The sequence below is a fragment of the Streptomyces yongxingensis genome, assembly GCF_055597465.1.
In genome coordinates this window covers 9901938-9927226 of the sequence record NZ_CM145717.1, presented here as the reverse complement: position 1 = coordinate 9927226, position 25289 = coordinate 9901938, and the positions used below count along the sequence as shown (strand labels likewise).

20 protein-coding genes are annotated in these 25289 nt (G+C 73.2%); 10 read left to right on the top strand and 10 right to left on the bottom strand.

All coding sequences use genetic code 11. The features are described from left to right. The first annotated feature begins 57 nt into the window (after nucleotides 1-57). Nucleotides 58-954, top strand: a complete 897-nt coding sequence (locus ACZ6TD_RS42300; protein WP_471346764.1) for an MBL fold metallo-hydrolase — start codon at nucleotides 58-60, stop codon at nucleotides 952-954. Next, entirely contained in the window at nucleotides 945-2099 is a 1155-nt protein-coding gene (locus ACZ6TD_RS42295) for a carboxylesterase family protein (protein ID WP_471346762.1), read from the top strand. Before ACZ6TD_RS42300 ends, ACZ6TD_RS42295 begins: the two co-directional genes overlap by 10 nt. Nucleotides 2100-2189: 90 nt before the next feature. Here the strand turns inward: ACZ6TD_RS42295 and ACZ6TD_RS42290 are convergent, their stop codons facing one another. Next, a complete protein-coding gene (locus ACZ6TD_RS42290) occupies nucleotides 2190-3086 on the bottom strand; it encodes an MHYT domain-containing protein (protein WP_471346760.1) in 897 nt (298 codons plus the stop codon). A gap of 347 nt (nucleotides 3087-3433) precedes the next feature. Further along, nucleotides 3434-3676 carry a hypothetical protein gene (locus tag ACZ6TD_RS42285; RefSeq protein ID WP_471346758.1) on the bottom strand — a complete coding sequence of 81 codons (243 nt, stop codon included), beginning with the start codon at nucleotides 3674-3676 and terminating at the stop codon, nucleotides 3434-3436. Between the two features lie 196 nt (nucleotides 3677-3872). Between ACZ6TD_RS42285 and ACZ6TD_RS42280 the strand changes: the two genes are divergently transcribed. The 3 genes from ACZ6TD_RS42280 to ACZ6TD_RS42270 are packed head-to-tail and all read left to right on the top strand — an operon-like array spanning nucleotide 3873 to nucleotide 9036. Then, nucleotides 3873-7700 carry a CHAT domain-containing protein gene (locus tag ACZ6TD_RS42280; RefSeq protein WP_471346757.1) on the top strand — a complete coding sequence of 1276 codons (3828 nt, stop codon included), beginning with the start codon at nucleotides 3873-3875 and terminating at the stop codon, nucleotides 7698-7700. Further along, on the top strand, nucleotides 7697-8383 hold the full coding sequence (locus ACZ6TD_RS42275; protein WP_471346755.1) for a hypothetical protein: 687 nt from the start codon (nucleotides 7697-7699) through the stop codon (nucleotides 8381-8383). Before ACZ6TD_RS42280 ends, ACZ6TD_RS42275 begins: the two co-directional genes overlap by 4 nt. A 26-nt stretch (nucleotides 8384-8409) precedes the next feature. Beyond that, on the top strand, nucleotides 8410-9036 hold the full coding sequence (locus ACZ6TD_RS42270) for an RES family NAD+ phosphorylase (protein WP_471346753.1): 627 nt from the start codon (nucleotides 8410-8412) through the stop codon (nucleotides 9034-9036). A 50-nt stretch (nucleotides 9037-9086) separates the two neighbouring features. On the opposite strand, the gene ACZ6TD_RS42265 is transcribed toward ACZ6TD_RS42270, so the two are convergent. The 4 genes from ACZ6TD_RS42265 to ACZ6TD_RS42250 are packed head-to-tail and all read right to left on the bottom strand — an operon-like array spanning nucleotide 9087 to nucleotide 15836. Beyond that, nucleotides 9087-9671, bottom strand: coding sequence for an FHA domain-containing protein (locus ACZ6TD_RS42265; protein WP_471346752.1), 585 nt, complete (start codon nucleotides 9669-9671; stop codon nucleotides 9087-9089). Continuing rightward, the gene (locus ACZ6TD_RS42260; RefSeq protein ID WP_471346750.1) at nucleotides 9668-11731 is read right to left on the bottom strand and encodes an AAA family ATPase; all 2064 of its coding nucleotides are present in this window, start codon (nucleotides 11729-11731) and stop codon (nucleotides 9668-9670) included. Before ACZ6TD_RS42260 ends, ACZ6TD_RS42265 begins: the two co-directional genes overlap by 4 nt. Then, complete coding sequence (locus ACZ6TD_RS42255; protein WP_471346749.1) at nucleotides 11728-13362, bottom strand: hypothetical protein; 1635 nt, start codon at nucleotides 13360-13362, stop codon at nucleotides 11728-11730. The genes ACZ6TD_RS42260 and ACZ6TD_RS42255 overlap by 4 nt, the downstream gene beginning before the upstream one ends. Then, complete coding sequence (locus ACZ6TD_RS42250) at nucleotides 13359-15836, bottom strand: protein kinase domain-containing protein (protein WP_471346747.1); 2478 nt, start codon at nucleotides 15834-15836, stop codon at nucleotides 13359-13361. The genes ACZ6TD_RS42255 and ACZ6TD_RS42250 overlap by 4 nt, the downstream gene beginning before the upstream one ends. Before the next feature lie 241 nt (nucleotides 15837-16077). Here ACZ6TD_RS42250 and ACZ6TD_RS42245 point away from each other — a divergent pair, with 241 nt between their 5' ends. Continuing rightward, nucleotides 16078-17253: a macro domain-containing protein gene (locus ACZ6TD_RS42245; protein ID WP_471346745.1), complete on the top strand. Its 1176-nt coding sequence runs from the start codon at nucleotides 16078-16080 to the stop codon at nucleotides 17251-17253. A 67-nt stretch (nucleotides 17254-17320) separates the two neighbouring features. Here ACZ6TD_RS42245 and ACZ6TD_RS42240 read toward each other — a convergent pair whose 3' ends face one another. Continuing rightward, nucleotides 17321-18028 carry a 4Fe-4S cluster-binding domain-containing protein gene (locus ACZ6TD_RS42240; protein WP_471346743.1) on the bottom strand — a complete coding sequence of 236 codons (708 nt, stop codon included), beginning with the start codon at nucleotides 18026-18028 and terminating at the stop codon, nucleotides 17321-17323. A 334-nt stretch (nucleotides 18029-18362) separates the two neighbouring features. Between ACZ6TD_RS42240 and ACZ6TD_RS42235 the strand changes: the two genes are divergently transcribed. From ACZ6TD_RS42235 to ACZ6TD_RS42220, 4 genes are read left to right on the top strand one after another with little or no spacing between them, the layout of a single operon-like run. Next, entirely contained in the window at nucleotides 18363-19040 is a 678-nt protein-coding gene (locus ACZ6TD_RS42235; protein ID WP_471346742.1) for a hypothetical protein, read from the top strand. Beyond that, a complete protein-coding gene (locus tag ACZ6TD_RS42230) occupies nucleotides 19037-19828 on the top strand; it encodes a hypothetical protein (protein ID WP_471346740.1) in 792 nt (263 codons plus the stop codon). Before ACZ6TD_RS42235 ends, ACZ6TD_RS42230 begins: the two co-directional genes overlap by 4 nt. Continuing rightward, nucleotides 19803-21329 (top strand): hypothetical protein, encoded by a 1527-nt coding sequence (locus ACZ6TD_RS42225; RefSeq protein ID WP_471346738.1) that lies wholly within the window; start codon nucleotides 19803-19805, stop codon nucleotides 21327-21329. Before ACZ6TD_RS42230 ends, ACZ6TD_RS42225 begins: the two co-directional genes overlap by 26 nt. Before the next feature lie 43 nt (nucleotides 21330-21372). Then, the gene (locus ACZ6TD_RS42220; protein ID WP_471346736.1) at nucleotides 21373-22794 is read left to right on the top strand and encodes a hypothetical protein; all 1422 of its coding nucleotides are present in this window, start codon (nucleotides 21373-21375) and stop codon (nucleotides 22792-22794) included. A gap of 111 nt (nucleotides 22795-22905) precedes the next feature. Here ACZ6TD_RS42220 and ACZ6TD_RS42215 read toward each other — a convergent pair whose 3' ends face one another. From ACZ6TD_RS42215 to ACZ6TD_RS42205, 3 genes are all read right to left on the bottom strand, one after another. Continuing rightward, nucleotides 22906-23730 (bottom strand): MerR family transcriptional regulator, encoded by an 825-nt coding sequence (locus tag ACZ6TD_RS42215; RefSeq protein ID WP_471346734.1) that lies wholly within the window; start codon nucleotides 23728-23730, stop codon nucleotides 22906-22908. A gap of 53 nt (nucleotides 23731-23783) precedes the next feature. Next, nucleotides 23784-24677 carry an ROK family protein gene (locus tag ACZ6TD_RS42210; RefSeq protein WP_471346732.1) on the bottom strand — a complete coding sequence of 298 codons (894 nt, stop codon included), beginning with the start codon at nucleotides 24675-24677 and terminating at the stop codon, nucleotides 23784-23786. 76 nt (nucleotides 24678-24753) lie between these two features. Next, a complete protein-coding gene (locus ACZ6TD_RS42205; RefSeq protein WP_471346730.1) occupies nucleotides 24754-25188 on the bottom strand; it encodes a type II 3-dehydroquinate dehydratase in 435 nt (144 codons plus the stop codon). Nucleotides 25189-25289 lie beyond the last annotated feature (101 nt).

Sequence of the window (25289 nt, the reverse complement as noted above, 5' to 3'; positions counted from 1 at the left end):
CGTGGTGCAGTCATATGACCGATACCGCCGGTGTCCGCCGGCGCGCAGGCTGGAGACATGGACACCATCACGCTTGGAAACGTCGAGATCACCCGCGTGGTAGAGGTGGCTCCGAGGGGTCTGCCACGCGACTTCGTCTTTCCCGACGTGGCCCCGGAGCACTGGCGCGCGCAGGAGAGCTGGCTGGCCCCCGAATTCCTGGATCCGGCCGCCGATGAGATCCGCACGATGATCCAGACCTGGCTGCTCCGCAGCGAGGGCCGGACGATCCTGATCGACACGGGCGTCGGCAACGACCGGGAGCGGCCGGGCATGCCGCCCTTCCACCATCTGCACACGAACTACCTCGGGGAGCTGGCCGCGGCCGGGGTCCGCCCGGAGGATGTGGACCTGGTGATCTGCACCCATGTGCACGGGGACCACGTCGGCTGGAACACCTCGTGGGCGGACGGTGAGTGGCGGCCGACCTTCCCCAACGCGCGGTACGTGCTCCCCCGCGTCGATTTCGACTACTGGAATCCGGAGAACGGTCACCGGACCCGCTCCGGCCCCCGGATGACGAATGTGTTCGAGGACAGCGTCGCCCCCGTCCACCGGGCCGGGCAGACCGTGCTCTGGGAGGGCGACCACTACGACGTCGACGCCCGGCTGCGCATCGAGCCCGCCCCCGGCCACACCCCCGGCTCCTCGGTGGTACGGCTGCGGTCCGGTGCGGATCGGGCGGTCTTCGTCGGCGATCTGCTGCACAGCCCGCTGCAGATCGTGGAGCCGGACGTCTGCCCCTGCTTCGACGAGGACGAACCCCGGGCGCGGGTCTCCCGGCGCCGGGTGCTGGGCGAGGCCGCGGACGAGGGTGCCCTGTTGTTCCCCGCGCACTTCCCCGGTGCGAGCGCGGCCGAAGTGCGGCGTGACGGCGAGCGGTTCGCGGTGAAGGAGTGGGCGGCATGGCGGTGAGCGCGTTCCGGAACATCCCCTACGCGGCCGGGCCGACCGGCGCCGCGCGGTTCGCCGCACCGATCCCCGTACCGGGTGCGCCCTCCGCACACGGTGCGACCGGCGCCGACGGGCCCGGGCCGACGGCTCCGGCACCCGAGCGGCGGTTCCCGGCGGACCTGAGCCCGCTGATGGGCCCGGGCTGGGTGCGTGGCGAGGACTATCTGACGCTCAACGTCTGGACGCCACGGACCGACGGAAACGCCCCGGTGATGGTCTTCGTGCACGGCGGCGCGTTCCTCTCCGGCACCGGCCAGGCGCCGGTGTACGACGGGACGCCCTTCGCCCGCGACGGCGTGGTCCTGGTCACCCTCAACTACCGCCTCGGCGCGCTGGGCTGGCTCGACCTGCCGGACGCCCCGCGCAACCGGGGCCTGCTGGACGTGCTCGCGGCGCTGCGATGGGTGCGTGAGCACATCGCGGACTACGGCGGGGACCCGGACCGGGTCACGGTGTTCGGGCAGTCGGCGGGAGGGATGATCGTCAGCGCGCTGCTGGTGACGCCCGAGGCCGCCGGGCTGTTCCGGGGCGCGATCAGCCAGAGCGGTGGGCTCCACACCCTGACCGGCGCGGAGGCGGCGGAGACGACCCGGGCCCTGGCGGACCGGCTGGGCGTTCCGGCGACGGCCGAGGCGTTCGCCGGCATCCCCGACGAGCGTCTGGTGTCCGCGCTCGCCGAGGTGCCCGGGGTGGGGCCGAGGGTGTCGCCGCTGGGTGTGGTGCTCGACGGGCTCGACGAGGCGCCACCGCCGCATCCGGTGGATCTGCTGGTGGGCACGAACACCCAGGAGTCGCTGCTCTACCAGCGGCCGGAACGGGGCGCGGCCATCGACGCGATGTTCCGCGACGCCCGTGAGCGGCTGGTGTCCCGCTACGACAAGGCGTTCACCTACGACTTCGACTGGCGGGGCGGACCGTTCGGCGCATGCCACGCCGTGGAGCTCCCGTTCGTCTTCGACCACACCGATCTGCCCGCGCTCCGTACGGCCAACGGACTGCTCGGACCGGACGTCCCGCCGTCGCTGGCCGCGGAGATGCACGGCGCGTGGGTGCGCTTCGCCATGAGCGGGGACCCCGGCTGGTCGGGAACGCACCGGTTCCACTAACGGGGGCGGCGGGGCGGCCGTGGCGGCGGATCGGTGTCCGCTCCGCACGCGGGTCACGGCCGCCTCGTCGTGCCCCCGAAGGTCGTGGGTTCACCACTCGCGGTACTCCTGGCGGCCGTGGCGCGGGGCCGGGCGGCTCGTCCGGGCCCGTGCGGGCTCCTCCTCCGGTGGCCAACTCGGCCAGACCGGCCGGGGCGGTGGTGGTGGCGGGGTCCCGCGCGCACCGTCCGCCTTCTTCTCGTTCCACTCCCCCTCGCCCAGGACGAGCAGCGGATCGAACATGATGATGGTCCCCGCGATCACCAGGAAGATCACCGGGCCGATGAGCATGGGGAGGATGAGCGAAGCGGGCGCCTCACCGCCCACGGAGGCGCTGAGCACATCGTCCAGCCGCACGCTGACCGCGGCCATGCCCGTGTAGTGCATCCCGGTCACGGCGACCCCCATCACCAGGCTCGACGCCAGGCTGGCGCGGAAGCCGTGGATGGTCACGGCGGCCCAGAGGGCGGCGGTCGCGGCCACGACCGCGATCAGGACGGAGAGCAGGACGGTCGGCACGGAGTACTCCAGGTGCCCCTGCATGCGCATCGCGGACATCCCGATGTAGTGCATGCCCGCGACGCCGAGTCCGGTGAACACACCGGCCGAGAGCAGCACCCCCGGGGAAGTGCCCCGGTAGCCGACCATGAAGATGCCGATGCCGACGACGACGATCGCCACGACGAGGCTGAGAATGGTGATCGGTATGTCGAAGCCGATCGGGGTCTCCTTCACATGGAACCCCATCATGGCGATGAAGTGCATCGTCCAGATGCCCGAGCCGATCGACGCGGATCCGAGCGCGAGCCAGCCCGCCTTCCAGGAGCGCTGGGTGCGCACCGACCGGGCGGTGCAGCGTAAGCCGAGGGCTCCGCCGAGACAGGCCATGAGGTAGGCCGCCAGCGGGGTGGCGGCCCCGTAGTTGAACCCGTCGATCGTGCCGTACATGTACGTTCCACCCTTTTCGCCGCGAGGACCCTGTGCAGAAACGTTGAGTCACCGGCGAGGGTAGGGCGCGATCAAGCACCGCACCCACACATTTGGTCACGCATCGATAAAGGTGCCTCACCGGGCGTGACGGGATGTCACATGATTCACCTCATGTCCGTTTTCCCCTTTGTCGCAGGTGGGTGGGGTTGTGCCGGGGGCACGTGCCTGCCGTGAGGGCGGCGCGGAAGCGGCCGAGAGCCACCCGGGGACGGCGCGAGGGCGACCCGGGGACGGCGCGAGGGCGACCCGGGATCGGTTCGAGGGCGGCCCGGGAGCCATCCGCGCCGCCCTCGCCCCGGACGCGTCTACGCCGCGGACGAGTCCTCCGGATGTCTTACGGCCTTCTTCACCGCCCGCTCCACCTCGAATCTGCTCAACCCGGCCGACGTGGCATGCTCCGTGATCGCCGCCTGCACCCGCTCCGCCGCCGCACGCCACCGCTCCCACTGGTCCCGGCGCTCATCGCCGTCCAGGCCAGACACCCGCTGATGCTCTGCATCAGCGGATTTTTGCAGGTCAATCAGCTCATCAGTCACCAGATCAGACATGCGAGCGATTCTAAGGAAACCGTACGAAGAAGAGCGCGGAGGCGCCGCGGGGCTTCGCTCGCGGCGCCGCACCCGCGTATCGACCGGGCGATTCGCGGACGTCTTCTGGTCGGTTTCCGGAAAGAGCGATCAAAGGACTCCTGCGCTCGCGCGGACGGGCGGATGATGAGAGAGGCATGACGAAGGGGGACGTTTCATGCACGGCAGGGATCTCGCGGCATTACGCGACCGCGCCGAACGAGCCGCGGCCGACGCGCTGGCGTGGATCGCCCCGCCCCCGCCGGAGGGCACCCCGCCCCCGCCGGAGAGCCAGGCCGCCGAGGGCTCGTCCGGCGGCGCCGGTTCGGATGGCCGAGGTTCCGAAGGCCCGTCCCCGGAAGGCCCGTCCGACGGCCCGGCGGCCGATCCGGCGCCCGAGGGCACTCGGTCGCCCGCCACCGCCGACCCCGCCCTGCTCGACCACCGCATCGCCGAACTCGACGGCCTGGAAGCCGAGTTGGCGGCTGCCGTACCGGACGGGGACGCGCTGCTGTGCACCGTACGCGCCCGGCTCGGCGGCCTGTACGCCGAGCGCTATGGGCGCGATCCCACGGACGACGACCGGAGTAGGGGCCTGCGGGTGCTGCGGGCTGCCCGCGCGCCTGAGGTGCTCGACCCACGGGACGGGCGGGCCTCCGCCTTCCACCTGGTGCGGTTGCTGCTCACGCCCGGCATGACGGCCGGATGGGACGGCACGCTGTCCCGTCTCCTGGAGTCCTTCGACCTGGGGCGCCGAGTGGCGTTGGGTGACCCTGAACTCACCGCCGATCTGACCGAGCTGCGCGGTCTGGTGGCCGACCTGGCACCGACCCTCCCCGTAGACGCCGCCGAATCCCTGTTCTGGGCGGCCGGCGTCCTCGAGCGGGTGCCCGCCGTCGTGCGCTCACGGGACGTCGGGCAGATGGCCGACCTGGCCGAGCAGATGGCGCAGCGGCTGCCGGGCCGCAACTCCGAGCTGATGCGGGCCCTGAGCGGGCTGGTCGCCGAGTTCTCCGGGACCGGGGAGGCGGACGAAGGCGGTGAGGCCGAGGCGATGACGGAGCCCACCGAGGAGGAGACCGCTCTCACCTTCGCGGAGGCCGCCCTCCTGCTGGAGCTCGAAGTGCCCGGCACCATCCGGGCGGAGGATTTGACCACCCTGGTCGAGGAGGTGAGCAAGGGACCGGCCGGTGAAGAGGCGGAGACCGCGATGCGCGCCGCGATGAGCCGCATGGCGCAGGGTGTGCGCACGGGTGACGCCGATCGGCTGGCCGAGGCGGCCGAGTTGATCGACGCGGCGGCCGGGGAGGGGTCCGGACGGTTGGGCTGGATGGCCGGGCTCATCTCGCCCGGGCTGCTGGCCGCGGCCAACACCCTCGGCGGCAACCTCACCGACCGCGATCAGGCTCGGGCCCGTCTCGACGCGCTCTTCGGCCCCGCCTCGGCGGTGTTCGACTCTGCACACGCCACCGGGCCCGGCGCCGCGGGGCTGCGGATCTGCAACCAGTGCATGCACCTTCAGCTGCGCATCACTGAAGCCCTCGCCGAGGAGGACACCGAACGGCTCGAGGAGCTGCTGGACGAGCTGCTCGACCTGCTGGAGGAGACCGAGGGCGGCGAGTGGCAGTTCCTGGTCCTCTTCCTGCTCGGCCAAGCCCAGTTGAGCCTGGCCACGCTGGACGGCGGGGTCACCGCCCTGCGCACGGCCGTCGCGTATCTGGAGGAGGCGGCGGGGCATCCGAGGGTTCCCGTGTTCGCGCGGCCCCTGATGGACGCGTGCTGGGCACCCGCGCTGGCCCTCTCCTCCCTGATCGAACCGGACCTGGCCCGGGTCTCCGAGGCGGTGACCCGGGCCCGCGGGGCCCTGGAGGGCCCCGCCTCGACCACCGACCAGCATGTGCGCATCCGGCAGGCCATCGTGTACGCGCTGCTCGCCATCCACCGCTCGACCGACGACCCGTCCGTCCTGGAGGAAGCGGTCGGTGAGCTGGAGCAGGCCCGCCGGGACCTCACGGAGCGCACCAGCCCGGACATCCGGCAGAAGGTGCTCTGGGAGCTGGCCGAGGCGTACCGGCTGCGCGGCGACCGGGCGCGTGACGACCTCGGTGCCGCCGTCTCGACGGCGCAGGAGTCGCTGCGGGTGCTCGCCGAGGACGTCCTGCTGCAACTCGGCGCCGAGCACGGCCTCGAGGTGGCCAGGGCGGGGGCCAGCCGCGGGCTGCTCGCCGCCCACTGGGCCGCCGTGGACGGCCGGATCGAGGAGGCCGTGACGTCGCTGGAGAACGGGCGGGGCCTGGTGCTGCGCGCCGCGGCCGCGGCCGCCGGGGTCCCGGAGCAGCTGGCCGCCCGGGGCGAGGCGGAGCTGGCCGAGCAGTGGCGGACCGCCGTACGGGACCTCCCGCCCGGGGCCGCGCCGACCGGTGGCGGACTCGGGACCGGCATTGGTGGTGGGCTTGCGACCGGAGTTGGTGGTGGGCTCGCGACCGGCGTCGGCGACGGACTCGCGTCCGGTCTCGGCGGCGGCACCCCGGAGGAGGTCCGCAGCGCGCTCGCGCGAGTGATGCCGACCGGGCCCGCCCCGGGCCTCGCCATCCCCAGCACCCTGCGCCGCCGCGCGCTGGAGGCGCTGCGGCGGCCGGAGGGCGGCTCCGAGGCGCTGCGCGGGCTGCTCGGCGCCCCCGGCATCGCCGAGTTGCGGGACGGGCTGCGCGCCACCGGCGCCGATGCCCTGGTGTATCTGGTGCCCGGTCAGGGCACCGCCGATGGCGTGGCCGTCCTGGTGCGGAGCGCCGGCGAGCCGACGGCGCTGCCGCTGCCGGGGCTCGGCGCGCTCGGCCGGGAGCCGCTGGAGCGCTATCTGGACGCGGGTGCCCGGCGGTCCGCCGTGTCCGAGCAGGGCATGGACGCCCACGCGGAGGCCCATCGCGACTGGGAGGCGGCGCTGGAGGGGCTGTGCGACTGGGCGGGCCCGGCCGTCATCGCCCCCGTCCTGGACGCGCTGAACGCCCGGGCGGCGGACGGGCGCGGCAAAGCGGAGGACGGGCCCGCGGCACACGACGCACCGGTCCGGCTCGTCCTCGTGCCGTGCGGCAACCTCGGTGCCGTTCCCTGGCACGCCGCCCGCCTCCCCCGGCAACGAGCCGACGCGCGGCGCCCGTACGCGTACGCCTGCGAGGGCGCGGTCATCTCGTACGCCGCGTCCGGCGGTGAGTTCCTGCGGGCCGCCCGGCGCGGCCGGGTGCCCGCGAGCGAGCGCGCGGTGCTGGTGGCCGACCCGAGCGGGGATCTGACGTGGGCGCAGGACGAGGTGACGGCCCTGCGTACCGCGTACTACACCGAGGCCCTGCTCTACGGCTGGCACGAGGACGCGCCCGAGAACGCGCTGGGCACGCCCGATGACGTGCTCTCCCACCTCTCCGGCGGCCCGGCCGCACCCGCCGCCTCGCTGCTGCATCTGGTGGTGCACGGCCTGGCCGGGCTGCGGCCCACCGACTCGGCCCTCCACCTGGCCGGCCCGGACCCCGCGGCCGTCCAGGGCCCCACGGACACCCCGGACCTGGGCAGGCTGACGGTGACGCGCATCCTCGACGTACCCGCCGGGGAACGGGCCGCCACCGGGCCGCTGATCGTGCTCAGTGCCTGCGAGACGGACCTCAGCAGCCGTGACCACGACGAGGCGCTGACCCCGACCACCGCACTGCTGGCGCGGGGCGCCACGGATGTGGTCGGCTCGCGGTGGAAGGTCTCGGACAGCGCCTCGGCCGCGCTCATGGTGGTCTTCCATCACCATCTGACCGTCGCCGGGCTGGCCCCGCCGGACGCCCTGCGCGCCGCCCAGTTGTGGATGCTCGACCACGACCGTCGTCCCGTCCCCGGGCTGACCGGGCTCCTGCTGGCCGAGACGCAGAGCGACGCGGGGGGCCTGGCCCGGGCCGTCTCCTGGGCCGGATTCATCCACCAGGGCAACCCCGCTCCCCACGCACCCGTGGAAGGACGACAGCCATGACCACCGACGATCTCCTGGAGTTGCTGCGCCGACATCTGCCGGAGATCCGCGCCTCGCTCACCGCCGCGCAGTTCAGCGGTTTCCAGGACAGCGTGCTGCGGCTGCGGGTCGCCGGAGACGACGCCAGGGCCGTGCGCGGTGCGGTGCGGCAGGTGCGGCTGGCCCTGCTGCCACTCCCCCGCGAGATGGAACTGCGCAGGAAACTGGACCAGTTCCGGTCCGGGGGCGCCGCGCCCTCCGCCGTCCTGCCGGACACCGACCGGCTCGCCGAGCTGATCCGGCTGCTGGACTCCGTGGACTGGCCGACGCTGGACCCCGAGAGCGTCGAGGTCGCCCGGGCCGTACGGCAGCGGCTGCTCACCGCCCCCGCGCGGGGCCCGGAGCAGCTCACCGGCACGGCCGTCGAGGATCCCACCGGGGCCGGCCTGATCCGCCTGTCCGATCCCGAACGCGGCGACCGCTACCCGGACTTCCAGTTCGACCCGGACACCGGTGAGCCACGGCCGGTGGTGCAGCGGATCAACAGAATGCTGCTGTCGGACCAGGACCCGTGGGGCGCCGCCGACTGGTGGCTCGGTGGCAACACCTGGCTGCGCGACGCACCGGCCGCCCTGGTGGGGCGGGTGCCGGACGCACGGCTGACCGAGGCCGCCGCCGCGCTGATCGGAGACGGCGGATGGTGAGGCAGGCGCCCCCCGAGGGCGCGCACATGAGCCCGAACCTGTTCGTCCTGAGCGCGGGCACCGAGCTGTGGCGGTGCCATGAAACCGCCTACCCCTGCACCGAGTTCAACCCGAAGCCCGCGCACTCCTTCTTCGGCGGCAACCGCTTCGACGCCACCACCGAGGACCGGTATCCGTATCTCTACGCGGCCGTGGAACCGACCACCGCCCTCGCCGAGGTGATGTTGCGGGACATGGAGTTCACCGGGCCGGAGGGGCGGCGTCAGGTGCCGTGGGCGCTGGCGGCCACCCGCTCGCTGTCCAAGGTGCGGGTGACCGAGGACCTGGTCCTGGTGCGGCTGGTCGAGGAGGAGGACCTGGCCGCGGTGTTCCAGACCTCCTGGCTGCTGGAGACGGACGAGTACGCGCAGACCCGCGCCTGGGCGCGGGAGATCCGGCGCCAGGTGCCGGACGCGCGGGGGCTGGTGTGGCAGTCGCGGCGGCACCGCCCGCACCCCGCCCTGGTGCTGTTCGGCGACCGCTGCGGGGAGGAGCCGCTGAAGGCGGTGCCCGGCCAGGCCCACAACCTGGGCACGTTCGAGGGGGCGGGCGAGGCCAACCAGCTGCTGGCACCGCTGCGGGCCGTCATCATTCCGCCCGGTATGCGCACATGAGCACGCGGGGCGGCACGGGGGTCCGCCCCGCGGCCCCGCCCGGCACCGGCTCAGCCGGCGCCGGGCCCCGGTCCGTACAGCCGTACGGCGAAGCTGACCCGCAGCCCGAGCCGCAGTTGGTCGCCGTCGCGGACGGGGGTGCGCACACCCGCGGCGATCCGGGCGCCGTTCAGATACGTCCCGTTGCGGCTGCCCGTCTCGGGCTCCTCGACCCAGGCGGTGCCGTCCGGCTCCACCGTGATCGAGGCATGATGCCGGGAGACCTTGTTCCAGCCCGCGAACGCCGCGGCGGTCCGCGGTGCCCAGTCCGGGTGGCGGCCCAGGCGCAGCGGAGGGCCCGGGCCGTGGCGGAGCTCCAGACACGGCTCGGCGCAGACCAGCAGCACATGGGTGCGCGCACGGTCGCAGGACGCGCAGCGGGTGTCCCGGGGGGCCACCGGCGCACGGCAGTTCCAGCAGGGCGCGGACACCTCGACCCCGGCCGGGGGCGGCACGGGCCGGGGTTCGGGCCGGGTCCTCGCCTCCGGGGCCTCCGCTTCCGCCGGTTCGGCCGCTTCCGCCGGTCCCGCCGGTGCTTCCCCCTCCTCGTCGTCCGGCTCGCGCCACCACCCCGCCGGAGCGGCCCCACCGCTCATCGGCCGCCGCCGGGGCCGGGACCCGCGGCCCCGGTGCGTACCACCCGCAGGTCCAGCGCCACCGTCCCGTCCGCGGCGGGCCGCACACCGGTGACGGTGACCGCCGTGCCCGCCGGCCGCTCCTGGTCGAACAGCGCCCGTGCCAGCGGGTTGATCAGATGCGTCTCCAGCAGCATGCCGATGCCCCGGCCGCCGTTGTCGACATCCGCCGTGCAGTAGGAGGACAGCGCCTGATGTGCCTTGTCGGAGAGGCGCAGATGCACTCCCTGGTCCTCGCGCAGCACCCGCTGGATGTTGCCCACCTGGGAGTCGAAGATCTCGGCGGCCACCTTGGCGTCGATGTAGTCGAAGACCACCACATTGCCGCCGAGCCGGTTCATCAGCTCCGGGCGGCCGATCTCCTCCACGAAGTGTTCCTTCACATTGGCCAGGATGATCTCCTCCAGCTGGTGGTACGGCATACCGGGCTCGGCCACCCGCCCTTCGCCCCCGCCCTCGCCGGTCCGTTTCCTGACCCCGAGGTTGGAGGTGAAGATCAGCACGCATTCGCTGAAGTACGTGGTGACCCCCTGCCCGTCCGTGAGCCGGCCGTCCTCGAGCACCTGGAGGAACTTGTCGAGCACGCCCTTGTCGGCTTTGTCGATCTCGTCGAACAGCACCACCCGGAAGGGGTCGTTGCGCACCGCGGTGGTCAGCTCGCCACCCGCCTCGTAGCCCACGTATCCCGGCGGTGCGCCGAGCAGCCGGTCCACCGAATGCGGTGCGGAGAACTCGCTCATGTCGAAGCGCAGACAGGCGTCCTCGGTGCCGAACAGCAGCTTGGCCACCGACTTGGCCAGCTCGGTCTTGCCGGTGCCGGTCGGCCCGGCGAAGAACAGCACACCGCGCGGCCGGCTGCCGGGGTGGGACGCCTGGGCGCCGGAGAGGCCGAGCGCGGCGCGCTTGAGGATGTCGAGGGTCTTGCCGACCGCCTTCTCCTGGCCCTTCACCCGCGCCCGCAGATCCGCCTCGCCCTTCTTGATCTGCTCGCGGATGTAATCCGCCTGCCACGGGTTGTCCTTGACGCCGAGCTGGTAGACCCGGACGGCGTCCCGCATCTCGGCGAACGACAGCCCGCGGTCGAGCGCCATCCGGGCGCTCTCCCGCATCGCGCGCAGGGTCAGCCCGGCGGTGGCGCGGGCGAAGGTGTCGAGGTCGTGCTCGTCCGGCGGCCGTCGCTTGTCGAGCCGCACCGGCCCGTCGTCCCCGTCGTCCTCGGGCGCGGACGCGGCGGTGTGCTCCTGCGCCAGCAGCTCGGCCATGCGCCGTCTGCTGCCCAGGTCGGGCAGCGGGATGCCGATGGTACGGACCCGTTCGCTGCCCGCCACCAGCCAGGTGGGCAGGTCGCGCTCCCCGTCGGCGAGCCAGATCACGGGGTTGAACAGCCGCCGTCCACTGTCCGGGGAGGAGATCGGCCGCGCGTCCTCGGCCAGCTTCAGGCAGGTGAGGAAGAAGTCCCGCTCCGGATCGCTGAGCCGGGTGACATCGGTGGGGATCCGGGCGGCGTAGTCGATCAACAGCACCACCCGGTAGGGCTGTTGGCGCTGGGCGGTGTCCGGGCGGGGGCGTCCGTCCGGCGTCTTCGGCTGCCGCCCCTGCTGCTTCCAGCCGGTGACGATGTCGCCCAGGGTCCGCTCCGCGTCGGCCAGCTGGACGGGGGTGTCGGCGCGGCGGGCGCGCCCGGGTCTGGTGGCGTCCCGCCCGTGCAGCAGCTCGCGGACCTCCTTGGCCGCCGGGCCCGCGACGACGGTGAAGCCGTCGGCGATGTCGAAGCGGATCAGCGCCTCGTAACCCTCCTGCCACAGGGCGTTCCACAGCACCTCGGTGAGGGTGTGGTGGGCGTCGTACGTCCGCTCGGGGCCGCCCTCGTCGGGGTCCTTGTCATGGCGGACGAGGTGGATGTCCCGGATGCTGCCGTGCAGGACGTACTGGGAGTGGACGCTGAGCGTGCCGACCAGTTCCTCGGCGAAGGCCGGGAGGCTGCGGTCCGCGCGGCCCGGGGAGGTGGCTGTCTCGGTCATGACCGCGTCTCCTGGTCACGGTGGCGGGCCTTGGGTCCGGTGCGGTGGTCATGGGCGGGCCGGGCCGCCGTGCGTGGAACCGGCCGCGCGGGTGGCTCGTCGAACTCGAACGGCACGCTGAGCCCGGCCCGTTCGGCCAGCTTCCGCAGCTCGCGCAGATGGTCGGGGGCCTCGACGCACCGCTGCCAGTCCAGGTCCAGATCGTCGTCGGTCTCCTCGGCGGGGTCGCGCTCGCGGTGCATGGTGGAGACCCGGGCGGTGCCACCGGCGTCCACGCTGATGCGCAGCCAGTGGCCATCTCCCCAGCCCGGCGGGGTCCAGTCGATGAACTGCACCGCTCCGGAGGTGGAGTACCCGGCCGTCTCGGGCTCCGACCGCTGGACCGCCGCGCGGATCACCTCCGCGGCGTACATCCGCTGATACGCGTCGACCCGCTCCCCGACACGGGCCGCGACGCGGGCGCGCTCGGCCTCCTCCAGCGTCCCGCCGTGGTGCAGGAAGCGCTCCAGGACGGCGATCTCGGCACCGGCGTCGGGCAGCGGAACGGGGGTGCCGGGGTGGTCGGCGCGGAGGAAGGCGAGCTGCTGGGCGGCCCACTCCTCGGTCTCCTGCCGCCGCTCGGCGTCGCGCGTGACCCGCTCGGCGAACCGGGCGGCCTCCCGCAGATGGCGCTTGGCCGCGGCGGGCCGCCGGGCGGCCACTTCCGCGGCGACGGTGACCTTCTCCTCCACCAGCCGGTAGTCGGCCACCGCCACATTCCGCGGCAGCATGGCCAGCAGGTCCGCGCCCAGCCGCAGCGCCTCCTCCTCGCTCGGGGCCGCGGTGGCGGCGGGCGGCGGCTGTGGCAGCCCACCGCGCGCCTCGGTTTCGGTGGCGGCCCCCTCGTACGCCTCCAGGGCCTTTCGGCGGCGGGCGCGCAGGGTGGCGTGCCAGCCGGTGTCCGCGGGGTGGGCTCCGGCCACCGGGCGGGCGGCGGTCTCCATGGTGGCGCGCGCGTACGCGGCCTCCGCGTGGCGCAGCCGGCGGTCGGTGTCGGCCAGCCGTCGCCACACCTCGTCCAGGCTCATGCCGGTCAGGGTCAGCGGCGGCGGCAGGTCGGGCGGCTCCGGGGGCCCGTCGGGCCCGGCTGCCGTGGCGGCCCGCCGGATGCGCGCGCGCAGCGTGTCGATGCGGGCGTTGGCCCGGACGGCGGCGAAGGCGGCGTCCCGCCAGCACTCGGCGGCCTGCCGGGCGTCCAACTGCCGCTGCCGCAGCCCGTCCTGGTACTCGGCGGCGCGGAGGGCGGCGGCCGCGAGCACCTGCGCCCCGGCCATGGTGGCGCGGCCGACGAGCAGCGCCCCGCTGAGCGAGCCGAGGCCGATCAGGGCGGGCACCATCATGTCGTGCAACTGGTCCATGGCGGCGTGCAGCGCATGGCCGCCGGCGTTCTGCACGGCGTCACCGATGTGCTGGCCGACGCCGGTGCCGATGTGGTCCGACAGGCCGGTGCCCTGGACCGTGTGGTGCGGCACCCCGGTGTTCTGGACCGTGTTCTGAACGGTGTGCTGGATGGTCTCGGCGGCCGGAGGCTGGGGGAAGTACACATCCGGCATCACATCGCCGATGCTGGGGATCGCCTGGCCTGAACTCATGTGACACTCCCTGACGTCGGCGGGGCGGCCGCCCTCGGCCGGCCGGGTCGGACCCGGTCGTCCCGGCCGCGCAGCTCCGCCACATAGCGGCGCCAGCACCGCGTCCGGTGCCAGGTCCACCAGAGAAGAACGGCCACCGTGGCGATCGGCCACACCCAGGGGGCGTAGGCCACGGTGGCCCACAACAGGGCGATGGCCGGGAGGATCAGCAGGCCCTGGACGGGGAAGCGCGAGCCGGGGCGGCGGATGAACCGGGCCACGGGCCGCACACGGTCGATCAGCAGCCCGGCCAGGGAACGGTCCGGGTGGTAGCCAGGGCTGCCGATGCGGTACGCCGTCCACAGCTCCAGCGCCAGCACGGCGGCGGCCGCCGGGACGGCCAGCATCCACGCCGTCAGCACCGCGCGCTGAGCGGGCCATCCCGCCAGATCGCCCAGACCGATCACGAAAATCCACGGGAAGACGACGCCGACGGCTCCGCCGAGGGCCCAGCCGAGCGTGGGCAGCATGTCCTGTCTGCGCACCCACAGCGTGGCCACGTCCAGGTCGCGCTCCTGGCGGAGGAGGGCGCGCTCGTCGTTCACCCGGCCCTGCGCCTCCGTGGACTCCTGCTCGGCGAATCCGGCCAGCCACTCGGCCAGTTGCATCCGCACCAGGTCGTCGGGGTCGCGCAGCAACCGGCCGTACCAGGCCACCGGCTGCGGGAACGCCGCCTGGATACGGGCGGTCCGCTCCTGGAGCCTGCGCCGGTGCGCGGTGGGGGCCGCGGCGAGCGAGAGGAGGGCGGCGAGCCGGGAGCGGTCGAGCCGGGCGGCGGCGCGTACCTCGGTGCGGCGGTCGCGCAGCCAGGGCGACGCGTGCAGCGCCTCGTCCACGGTGTGCTGCCAGCGGGAGCGAGCCGTCAGCCAGCGCTGCTGCACCTCGGCGAGCCCTTCGCCGCCGGGCCGTGAGTCCAGCAGCGGCAGGATGGTGTGGTCCCGCAGGTCCTCCACGACCGAGAGGGCGAACTCATCGCCGCGCCCGGCCTCCCGCAGCAGATCGCCCAGCCCCGCGGGGTCCAGCGGCACCCCGCGGTAGGAGGCGTCGAGGGTGGGGCCGAGCCAGGAGATCAGCCGCACCATCGTGACCGGCTTGGGCTCACGCGGCGGCGTGGCGGGGTGGTGCGACTCCAGGATGCCGAGCAGCGCCGTCAGCTCCTCGGCGTCGCGGCCCGGGACGCCCTCGAACTGCCGTAGCCAGCGGGTGAATTCACCGCGGCCGCGCCGCCGGGAGAGGAGCTGCCGGGCGGGCCGCCAGTTCTCGCTGAACGCCCGGGCCAGCTGCTTCGGCCGGGTGTAGCGCTCGTCGAGGAAGGCGAACGGCTCGATGTCCGGGTCGTCCGCCGGGTCCGAGGCGCCGGGGGCCGCGCCCGTCTCCCAGGGGGCGACCGGCGGCGAGCCGCCCACCAGCCACTGCGCCACCTCGTCGGTGCCCCAGCGGTGGTCGGGGTCGCGGGTGAGCAGCCCCCGGCACAGCAGCCGCAGCCGGTGGTCGGTGACCAGGGACAGATCCGGGGCGCGGGAGCTGATCTCCTCCCGGACGAAGTCGTTGTCGGTGAACCGGATGGGGTGGCGCCCGCCGGCCATCTCGGCGACGATCATGCCGAGCGACCACCAGTCGGCGGGCGGATGGATCAGTTGGTGGCGCAGCGACGCCTGCGGGGACATGTAGCGGGCGGTGCCGACCCAGCGCTCGTCCCGGGTGTAGCGCTCGGCGGGTTCATGGGCGGAGACGGCGAAGTCCACGAGCACGAGGTCCGGGGCGGCCGGGTCGAGGCTGCCGAGCACGATGTTGGCCGGGCTGAGGTCCCGGTGCACGATGTTCAGTTCGTGCAGGGTGGTGAGGGCCTCGTGCAACTGCCGTACGACGCTGTGGATGAGCACGGGTTCGGCCGGGCCGGGATTGTCCTTCAGATATCCGGCCAGGTCGGTCTCGCCGTAGGAGGGCGCCAGGTCGTACGGATGGCCGTCGGCCTCGGTGTCGCTGGTCTCGGTGAAGTGGGTGAGGTGGCGGCGCGGCCGGTCCCGCAGCAGCTCCCACACCCGGCGGTCCGGGGCGTGGCCGCGGTGGTACCACTTGAGGATGTGGCTGCCGCGGTCGTCCTCGACGCGGTAGACGGCCGCCTGGTGCGGATGGTCGGGGCGGCGCAGCACGGCCCTCAGGCGGAACCGGCCGCGCAGCGAGACCGGCAGCGCTCCGGTGTCCCCGCGCAGGTCGCGACCCCCGTCCGCGGCCTGCGCGGACGCCGCCGAGGGGATCTCGTCCTCGGTGGGCCCGGCCGATGTGGCGGCCCCCGACGGGGGCGGCTCCTCGTGTTCGGTGGGCGGCGGCCCGGCGTCGTGCGCGCGCCGCTGCTCTTCGGGCTCCCCGGGGACCCCGTACTCCTCGTCGTCCTCGTATTCCGTGGGGGGCGGTTGCTCGTGCGGATGGGTCACAAAGGTCACCTCGTGAAACGGGCAGGCGGTGTCGGATTCATGGCGGCGACAACGGCGGCCGGGGGCCGCCGGGCCGTGGATCAAGAAAGCGGAACCCCGGATATCGGAAATCTGTTCCAGCAGGGCGGGAATTACCGGCGGCGCAAAGCCCGGCAGGGAACGGCCGCCGGGAGACCGATTTCCTCTTTCTCGGCCGGTCGCTAGCCTGGTGACCATGAGTCAGGAGCCATTTGAGTCAAATTTGCCCACATACGATCAACTCCTGGAAGAACTCAAAGGCATACGCAGACCCGGGCTGCCAGATCTGCGCAGCATCGATCGGCCGGCGCTGCGCGCCGCGGCCCTGGCGGGCGGCTTCTGCGATGGCTCCGACGACGCCCCGGCCGGTATCGAGGCGCTGCTCAAGGAGGCGGTACGGCGCCTCGGCGAACGGGATCTGCTCGGCCGGGCCGCGGCCCACACCTTCGGGCTGCTCCCCGACCGCCGGGGCGCGCCCGCCCATGACCGCCGCAAGGTGGCCGCCGCTGTGTACGGAGTCACCCCCGAACGATTCCGCAAGCACCAGGAACCGCAGGTCATCCAGCAGCTCGCCGAGGCCGTGCTGACCATCCTGCGCGAGCCGCCGTCCCTCTCCGGCGGGCAGGGCTCGCCGGAGCGGAGCCCCGAACCGGGCTCCGGGGCACAGCTCCCCGGCGGACCGAGCACGGCCGGGCCGAGCACGCTCGCCCGCAGCGGCCGGATGGGCCGGATCGACCGGATCGACCGGATCGACCGGATCGACCAGGAGCCGCCGCTGCGGGTCGACAGCGTGCCGGTGGACTCGCGGAGCACGTTCACCCTCCATGTCTCGCCCATCGAACTGCTGCGGGACATCGAGGTGCTGGTCTCCTCGGAGAACGTCTACCTGGAGATGTCCAAGACCTTCCGCCCCACCGTGTCCGGCGCGCTGCGCCTGGCCGCCGCCGTACGCGACCCCGCCGGGGAGATCGTCGACGATGTGCTCGCCCGCGAACTGGCCGCGTGGCTGCGCGCCCACGGCCGCCCGGGGCTGCCGATCCGGCCGGGCACGGTGGTGCCCACCTCGCCGGGAGCGCTCGCCGCGCGCGGCGTCCGGCGGGTCTACCACGCCGCGGTGGCCACACCGCTGGACGATACGTACGAGGTCCGCCCCGAGAGCATCGCCCGCGCGGTCAGCGCGTGCTTCGCGCTCGCCCGGTCCGAGCGCGACCGCTACGAGCCCGCCCTGTCCTCCATCTGCTTTCCGCTGCTCGGCGCGGGCCGGGGCGGACTGGCACCGGCGGTCAGCGCGACCTGGCTGCGCTGGGCGATCCGCGATGAACTCGCCCGGGACGCCCGCTGGCGAGTGCACCTGGTGGTGCGCAGCCGGGAGATCGCCGAGGCCGTCGGCGCGCTGTGACCCCAGCGGCCGGGGCCACGGCCGCCCGGCCCACCGCGCGCCCTGCCGCCCGGGCCGGTGCCCCCACTCAGGGGCGCCAGCTCGCACCGGTGAGGGCGATCCCCGCCCGCCGCAACCGACGCTCCAGCGCGGCCAGTTCGCCGCGCCACGGCACTCCGTAGAGCCGCACATCTCCGTCCCCCTCGACCATCTGCAGACGCGGCCCGCTCTCCGTCCGGGCCAGATGCTCCTGGTAACGCGCCCACCCCCGCGCCGTACGCGGCCGCATGCGCTGGTTCGCCGAGCCGCGCCACACCAGGGCGGTGGGCTCGGCCACCCGGAAGCGCCCGGTCACCAGCACATCGGCGTGGCGGACGGCGGCGGAGCGCGCCGCGTCGGCGTCCACTTCCTCCTCCTCGTATCCCGTGTACAGGAGGATGTCGATCTCGCGGCCCGCCGCCGGGCCGCCCGGTGCCACCGCCTCCGCACGGGCCCGCACCGCCCCGGCCAGCAGGGCTTCCAGGGCGGCGGGCTGGTCGAGCGGCTCGCCGCCGCTGACCGTCAGCCCGTCGGCGCCCCGCGCCAACGCCTCACGCCACAGACCGAGCAGGGACGACACCGTACGGAAGGCGCCACCCGACGGATCCCAGGTGTGCCGGGACATACAGCCGGCGCAGGCCAGCCCGCACCCCTGGGACCAGATGCCCAGGCGCCGCCCCGGGCCCAGGGTCTCCACCGGAAAGTGCGTCTGACTGATCCGGAGCGTGGGCTCCGCGCACTCTGGAACGTTCTGCACCGACCCATCTCCCATTCCCCCGAGGTCGTGTTCCGAGATTCATGATCAAAGAGGCGTGGCCCCGGAACCGTTCCAGTATGACCCGGCGTCAGGCATCGACGAGGACGTTCTCCGGTCGACTTCCGGGCGTTTTCAGGATCATGTCCTATGGGGAGCATTCCCGGGTACGACCTCATCGATACGGTCTGACAGGGAATCGAATCGACAACGACATCGCCATCGTCATCCACATCGACCGCGAGCCCTTTGCGAGAGAAAGCGGAATTCCACTGTCCGCAATGCGGCTGTCCGGAGCGGGAATTTCCGCGCCGGGGAAATCGGGGGATCCATTTCCATGATCACAACCGACAGTGTCAACGGGGTGGTGCGCCGGGGAAGGCTCGGCCGTACCGCCCGCTTCGCGGCCCGATGGCGGGGCAGGCGCGACGGCGCCCGCGGCGTCCCCCGCGTCCCGCTCCCGGCGCCGCCCGAGGAGGAGCGGGGCAAGATGCCCCCGCCGCCCATCGAGCCACCGGCTCCCGAGCTGCTGATCACCCCGTATGTGATGGAGGTGCGCACCGGCGTCCGCCGGGCCACCGAGCAGATGCGCGCCGCCCTCATCGGGCGGGAGCACGCCCTGCTCAGCAGGTTGCGCGCGGAGTCGGTGCGCGTGGTCACCCAGTACGACGTGCGCGAGGACCCCCGGCCCGCGGCGCTCGCGCGGTACGGCCACTGGATGGGCCAGTGGCGCACCAGCGTGGACCGGTGCCGGTCGCATGCCCAGGCCGTCGTCGACCAGGCCAATCAGCGACTGGCCTGCTACTGGGACGCGGTGCGCGAGACCCATCCCCAGCTCTCCCGGCGCCCGCCCGCGGACTGGCTGCCCGGCCGGGTGGAGCTGGACCGGTCCTGGTACCAGCCCGACGTCTGGCTGCTGGCCGACGACGACAGCGCCCGGACGGCCACCTCAAGGGCGCTGCACATACTCGAACGGCAGAACACCGACCGCGTCGACGGGAGGACCGCGCGATGACCGTCCAGACCGTCCACAGCCCCGCTCCGGGGCGCCCGGGCGCCCGGCGGCGCCGGAACCGGCGGCGCGCGCTCACCGCCGCGCTGGCGCTCGCCCTGGCGGCGGCCGGCACCGCCTGCGGCTCCGACGAGCCGTCACGCTACTCCCGGACGTGCGGCGTCGTGGTCGACGGCTCGGGCTCGGCCGACGCCTCCCGGACCGGATTCAACGCCGAGGCCAAGCTCAAGGCCACCTTGCAGAAGTTCCTGTCGGACAACAAGTGCCGCAAGACGTCCTTCGCCCCCATCACCAAGGTGTCCGAGGCGTCCAAGTGCCAGGTCAGCCCGCTCGACCTGGACCCCGACACCTCGAAGACCGCCGACCGCGGGCGGACCCGCACCACCATGCGCGCGGTCGCCCTCTCCAACGCCCTGAAGCTGCTGCGCTGCGCCCAGAAGGAGGAGCCCGGATCCGATGTGCTCGGGGGCCTGTCGCGCATCGCGCTGTCCAAGCCGTCCGGTGACGACGCGTCGTTCGACGTCCTGGTGGTGAGCGACTTCGACCAGGGCGACACCGACTTCCGGCTGGGGCGGAAGGACCTGTCCACCGCCGCGAGCCGCCGGACCGTCATCGACGATTTCCTGAAGTCGCACGGCAGGCCGGAGCTGTCCGGCGCCGACATCTACCCGGTGGGCTACGGCATGAAGTACGGCACCGACACCTCCCGGTACAAGCAGTTCAACTCCTTCTGGACGGAGCTCCTGGAGGGGAGGGTGAAGGCACATGTCCACACCACCTATCGCCGGTGACGACGAGGCACCGCGGCGGCTGAGGCTGCGCCGCCGCAGGGCCGACGCCGACCGCGGGCGCCGCGGGGGGCGGACTGCCGCGCGGCGGTTCCCCGACGGGGCGCTGCCGCGGCCCGAGCCCGTCGCCTCGGATGTCATCCGGGCCGGTGACAGCGACTGGCTGCGGGACCGGGCGCGCGAGCACGGCGCCTCGGCGGCCACGCGTAAGGTCTTCGACCCCTGGGTGCTGGCCGCCCCCGACCGGGTGCCCTACTTCGCCGAGCTGGCCAGTCTGCGCAACAAGGTCAGACACCGGCTCGCCGAGGAGCACGCGCGGGCCGAGGAGGACGGCGCGCTGGAGGCGAGCCGGGTGAGGGCGGCCGCCACCGCCGCCGGAGTGCGGCTGGAGCGGGCGGGTCGGCGGCGGGCCGCCCTGGAGCAGCAGCAGACGGTGACCACCGACCAGTTGGACCGGCTGGCGCGGCGGGCCGACCGGTGGCAGACCTTCCGCGACACCGTACGGGGCGGTTTCGAGCGCCGGTGGCTGCGCGCCCGTATGCCCGCCGACGCCGATGACGCCACCGGTCCCGAACGACCGGGCGCCACGCGGCGCGAGGACGAGCCGGAGACCACCGGCGGCCACGCCCGCTGGCAGGCGGTGTCCGACCACGATCCGGTGGCGGAGGCGGACGCGGCCGAGCGGGCCCTGTCCACCAGGGCGGCATGGGAGGGCGCGGCGGCGCGCCCCGGTATGCCGCGCTGGATGAAGTTCGGGGTGCTGGCCGCCCTGATCGTGGTGGAACTGCCCGTCTACTACTCGGTGTTCGAGAATCTGCACGGTGTCGGGCGGTTCGCCGATCTGCTCTCCTACAGCCTCATGGTGGCCGTGGCGGTGGCGATGATCCTCGCCCCGCATATCGCGGGCTGGATCCTCCGGCGGCGCTCCGCCACCGGCGCGGTCCGGCTGTCGTCCGTGCCCGCCCTCGCCCTGCTGGGCATATGGGCCTACGGCGCCTGGGCGCTGGGGGATCTGCGGGCCAAGGTGGCGTTCCGGGAGGAGCCTCCGCTGGATCTGCCGCCCGATGTGGCCGCGGACGTCGGGGACAGCGTGAGCGACCCACCGAGCCTCATCGAGTCCCTGCACCTCGACCCGCACAGCGTGTCCTGGATGTTCGTCGCGCTGCTGCTGCTCTCCGGTGGCATCGCCTTCCTCATCGGGCTGGGCGAGGAGCACCCGTATCTGGCGGCGTACCGGACCACGGCCGAGCGGCTGCGGGAGCTGGAGCAGGACATCGAGACGGATCTCGCCGGCTCCGAGCGAGCGAGGGAGGCCGAGGCCACCGTGGGCGCCCGCGCGGACGCCCGCCGCGCGGCCCATGAGGCGCGGCTCTACGCGGTCGACGAACTGTACGAAGCGGCGGCCCACGCCTACCTGGACGGCGTGGCCATGGAGTCCGGCGATCCGGCGGTCACGGAGGCCGCCATGCGGCTGTCCAGTCAGTGGCCGCTGCTGCCGCGCTGAGGGCGTGCGGCACGCCGAAAAGACACACGGAGACCCACGGGGGGTGGCGATGGAGCCGACGGCACCGTCGCAGTACGTACTCATCACACAGTGTCTGCAGAACGACTTCTTCCTTAACCTGGACTGCCAGTTGTCCCTGCCGGACAGCGCGGTCTCCAAGCTGCTGCTGGACAGCGAGAGCGGTGCGTCCCTCCGCGCGGAGGGTCACCGCCGGGTGCTGTCCGAGGCGGAGCTGCGCCGTTCGCCACTGGCCCGCTTCCTCGACGCCACCGTCGGCTCCCGGATGCGCGGACACGGGGACGGGGTCCTGCATCTGATCAACATCCGTGACTGGCATGTCCCGGGTGAGACGTACGACCTGGAGCGCAGGCAGTACGGGGCACACTGCGAGGCCGACACCTGGGGAGCGGCGTACGTCGACGGGCTTGACGACGTGCTGGCCCCCGATCTGCGCGCGCCCGCGGACGCCGAGAACGGCTGGGACGGGAAACTCCGTGTCCACCATGTGCGGTCCAACACCCTCTTCGACTTCCAGCACAGCTCCGGCGGACGCCCCGACCTCAGCGAACCGGCGCCGCTGACGACGCTGCTGGACGGTCTGCTGGGCGAGGGACGGCAGGAGAGCACGCATGTCGTGGTGATCGGTGTCCTCACCGACATCAAGGTCCAGCTACTGCTGACCGGTATCCGCTCCCGCTACGACGTGCGGCAGCTCGTCGTCTCCGACGCGCTCACCGCCAGCAGGACCCTGGAGCGCCATCTGACGGCCCTGGACTTCTGCCAGCGGGTGCTGCGCACCGAGGTGATGACCGGTCTGGCGGAACTGGCCCGTTTCCTGGGCTCGCGGCCGGACGACGACCGACGGCTGTCCCGTGGCGGGGACGCGGAGTTCGTGGGCTACTCCTCGTACATCCAGGACAAGCAGGGCATCCTGTCCTACGAGGACGCCAGGATGCGGGACTACCGCATCCAGACCGCCGAACGCCTCCGGCGAGCGCAGCACACCGTGGGCTTCGCCAGCAAGTTCCTTCTGGGGCTGGGCACATGTCTGCTGGTCAGCGCGCTTCTGCTGTCGCTCGTCGGCGTCTTCCTCCCGGACCGTATCGGGTGGCAGAGCCCCGCCGTGCTCGGGGCGCTCGGGGTGGGGCAGATCGTCACGTTGTTCTTCGCCCGGCCGGTCCGATCGGTGCAGGACGCGCTGGCGGAGGAGACCCGCTACCGGATGATCCTGGAGAGCCGCAGTCTGAAGGTGGCCCTGGCCCGCTTCCACATCACCACGGCGGCCGCGCTCAGACGGCATGACGATGTCGAGGGCCAAACCGATGCCCTGGCCAGGCAGTTGGAGATCCTGGAGAAGATGGACACGGCCGACTTCGAGCAGCTGAGGCAACTGGGGGTGGACCCGCGCACCGAACCGCCAGGGGCGGGCCGCCGCCGCGGAAGGAACCGCTCACAGCCTTCCTGACCAGCTCGTCCGGCTGAGCGGCCACCTGCCGGGTGTCCGCCTGCCGAGCGGCCACCTGTCCGGTGGCCGCCCTTCGCGCGGCCGGGCCCGCCGTCCCGTTGCGGCCGGCCGTCAGACCTGGACCACCGGTACCTGGAGTTCCGTGACCCACTCGTCGCGGTTCTCCGGGCACTCCAGGCTGATCTCCCGGGGGTAGCCGGCCGACCGGTAGCCGTTGCCGTCGATCCAATGGGCCAGGGCCTGGGCCGTGGGCACCACGGCGTCCATCGGGCCGCGGTGGACGATGGTCGCGGCGTGGTCGACGGGCGGCAGATCGAGGATCCGGAGGTCCGCACCGTCCCGGAGCGGGGCGGAGACCTGGACGGCGGCGTGCACGGTCACGGCGCCACCGCCTTCCGGGGCGTCCTCGTAGTACGCGACACCGGGGCCGGTCGGGGTGATGCCCGCCGCGTCGAGGCGCCGGAACAGCTCGTCGTAGAGCGGTGTGATGACCGGGCCGATGTCCTGGGGGTCGAAGCCGGCGGCGGTCGCGGTGAGCTCCGCCACCCGCACCGCGGGGAGGGTCTTGATGACGACGTCGTTCGTGGGCATGTGCCCCTCGCTCTCGATCGACCGGAGCCTCGCCTCGACCTGCACCAGCCGTGCCGCCGCGGCGGCCACCGTGGCCTCCAGCTCGGCCCGCCGCAGCCGCAGCATGCCGCGCAGTTCCTCGGTGCCGACCTTGTCGTCCACGATGTCCCGCACCTGCTGGAGGGTGAAGCCGAGCTCTTTCAGCGCGATGATCCGGTTCAGCCGGCTGAGCTGGGCGGCCGAGTAGGAGCGGTATCCGGTGGCGGGGTCGACATGGGCCGGGCGCAGCAGTCCGGTGGCGTCGTAGTGGCGCAGCATCCGGACCGAGACACGGCCGTGCCGGGCGAAGTCTCCGATGGTGAACATGATGGCTCCGAGTTCAGCGCCTGACACGGTGTGAGGGTCAAGGGGCGGCCGGATCAGTCCGGCAGCCCCCTGGCCAGCAGAACGGCGCCGTGCAGTGACGACAGCCCACCCAGTGTCGCAGGCCGGACCGGTGGCAGCGGATGCCCCGGCCGCTCCAGCGCCGTCGTGCGCTCGGCCACCATCGCCACGAGCTCCGGCATCGCCGCGGCGAACCCTCCGCCGATCAGCACGAGCGAGGGATGGACCAGCTCGCACACACCGGTCACGGCCGCGGCCAGGGCCCGGCCGCTCTCCCGCAGCGCCGCCACGGCCCACTGCTTGCCGTCCCGCACGGCCTCGCGCAGCGCGGTGAAGGCCACCTCCTCGCCCCGCCGCCGGGCCGCCCGGCGCAGGGTCGCCGGGCCCGAGGCCGCCGCCTGGACGCAGCCGCGCCGCCCGCAGTCGCACAGCGGGCCGTCGCGGTCCACGATCAGGTGGCCGACTTCGCAGGAGCCGCGGCCCACGCCGGGGACGGGTTGCCCGTTCAGCACGATGCCACCGCCGACCCCGGTGCCGACGCCGAGGTAGAGCAGATCGGGGCAGCCCGCCTCGTGTGCTTCGGCGAGGGCGGCCAGATCGCCGTCGTCGGCGCAGCGCACCTCGGCCTCGCCGAAGAGCGCGGACAGCGCGCCCCGCAGGTCCACTCCGGCCCAGCCGGGGCGGCCGGGCCAGGCGGTGACCGTGCCGGTGGCGTCGAGGGTGGCGGGCAGCGCGACCCCGACGCCGGTGAGCCGCTCGGGGTGGCCCGCGCACAGCTCCCTGCTGTGCCGCGCCAGCAACTCCAGGTCGCGGGTGGCGCCGCTGGACGTGATGGCGTCCGTACCGTCCGGCTCGGGCCAGCGGAAGGAGGATTCGCGGATGCTCAGGTCGTCGTGTTCGAGGCGCAGCGCCACTTTGGTGCCGCCCACGTCGATTCCCAGATGACTGATGGTCGCCTCCCGGCTCGTCAGCCTTCGCGGTGGGGGGTGACGGCGTGGCGGGCGCTCAGCCCGGCACCTTTTCGAGCAGGGCGCGCGCGGCGAGCCGATAGCCCAGGGCGCCGAGCCCGAAGATGACACCCGCGGCCAGCGGTCCGGTCACCGACTCATGGCGGAACTGCTCGCGGGCCCAGACATTCGACAGATGCACTTCTATCCAGGGCCGCGGATAGTTGGCCAGTGCGTCCCTGAGGCCCCATCCGGCCATCATGAGGGCGGCCGGATTGATGATGGCGCCGACCGTGTCGTAGTTCCCCTGAATGGTTTGGATGATCTCCGCTTCGCCGTCGAACTGGTAGGAATCCACTTTCCAGCCGCGCTCCGCGACCTCTTCTCCGACCCAGCGCTCGATGTCCTGCAGCGTATCCGTGCCATAGATCTCGGGCTGGCGCTTCCCGAGGATGCCGAGATTCGGTCCGTTCACCAACAACAGCCTGCTCACTGCGCACCTCACCATGTGGGGTCGGCTGAATTACAGCGGCTCATCACGGAAGTGCCATTTATAGCACGGCGCCCTTGGCCTCGGTGTGGGAGTTTGACCGA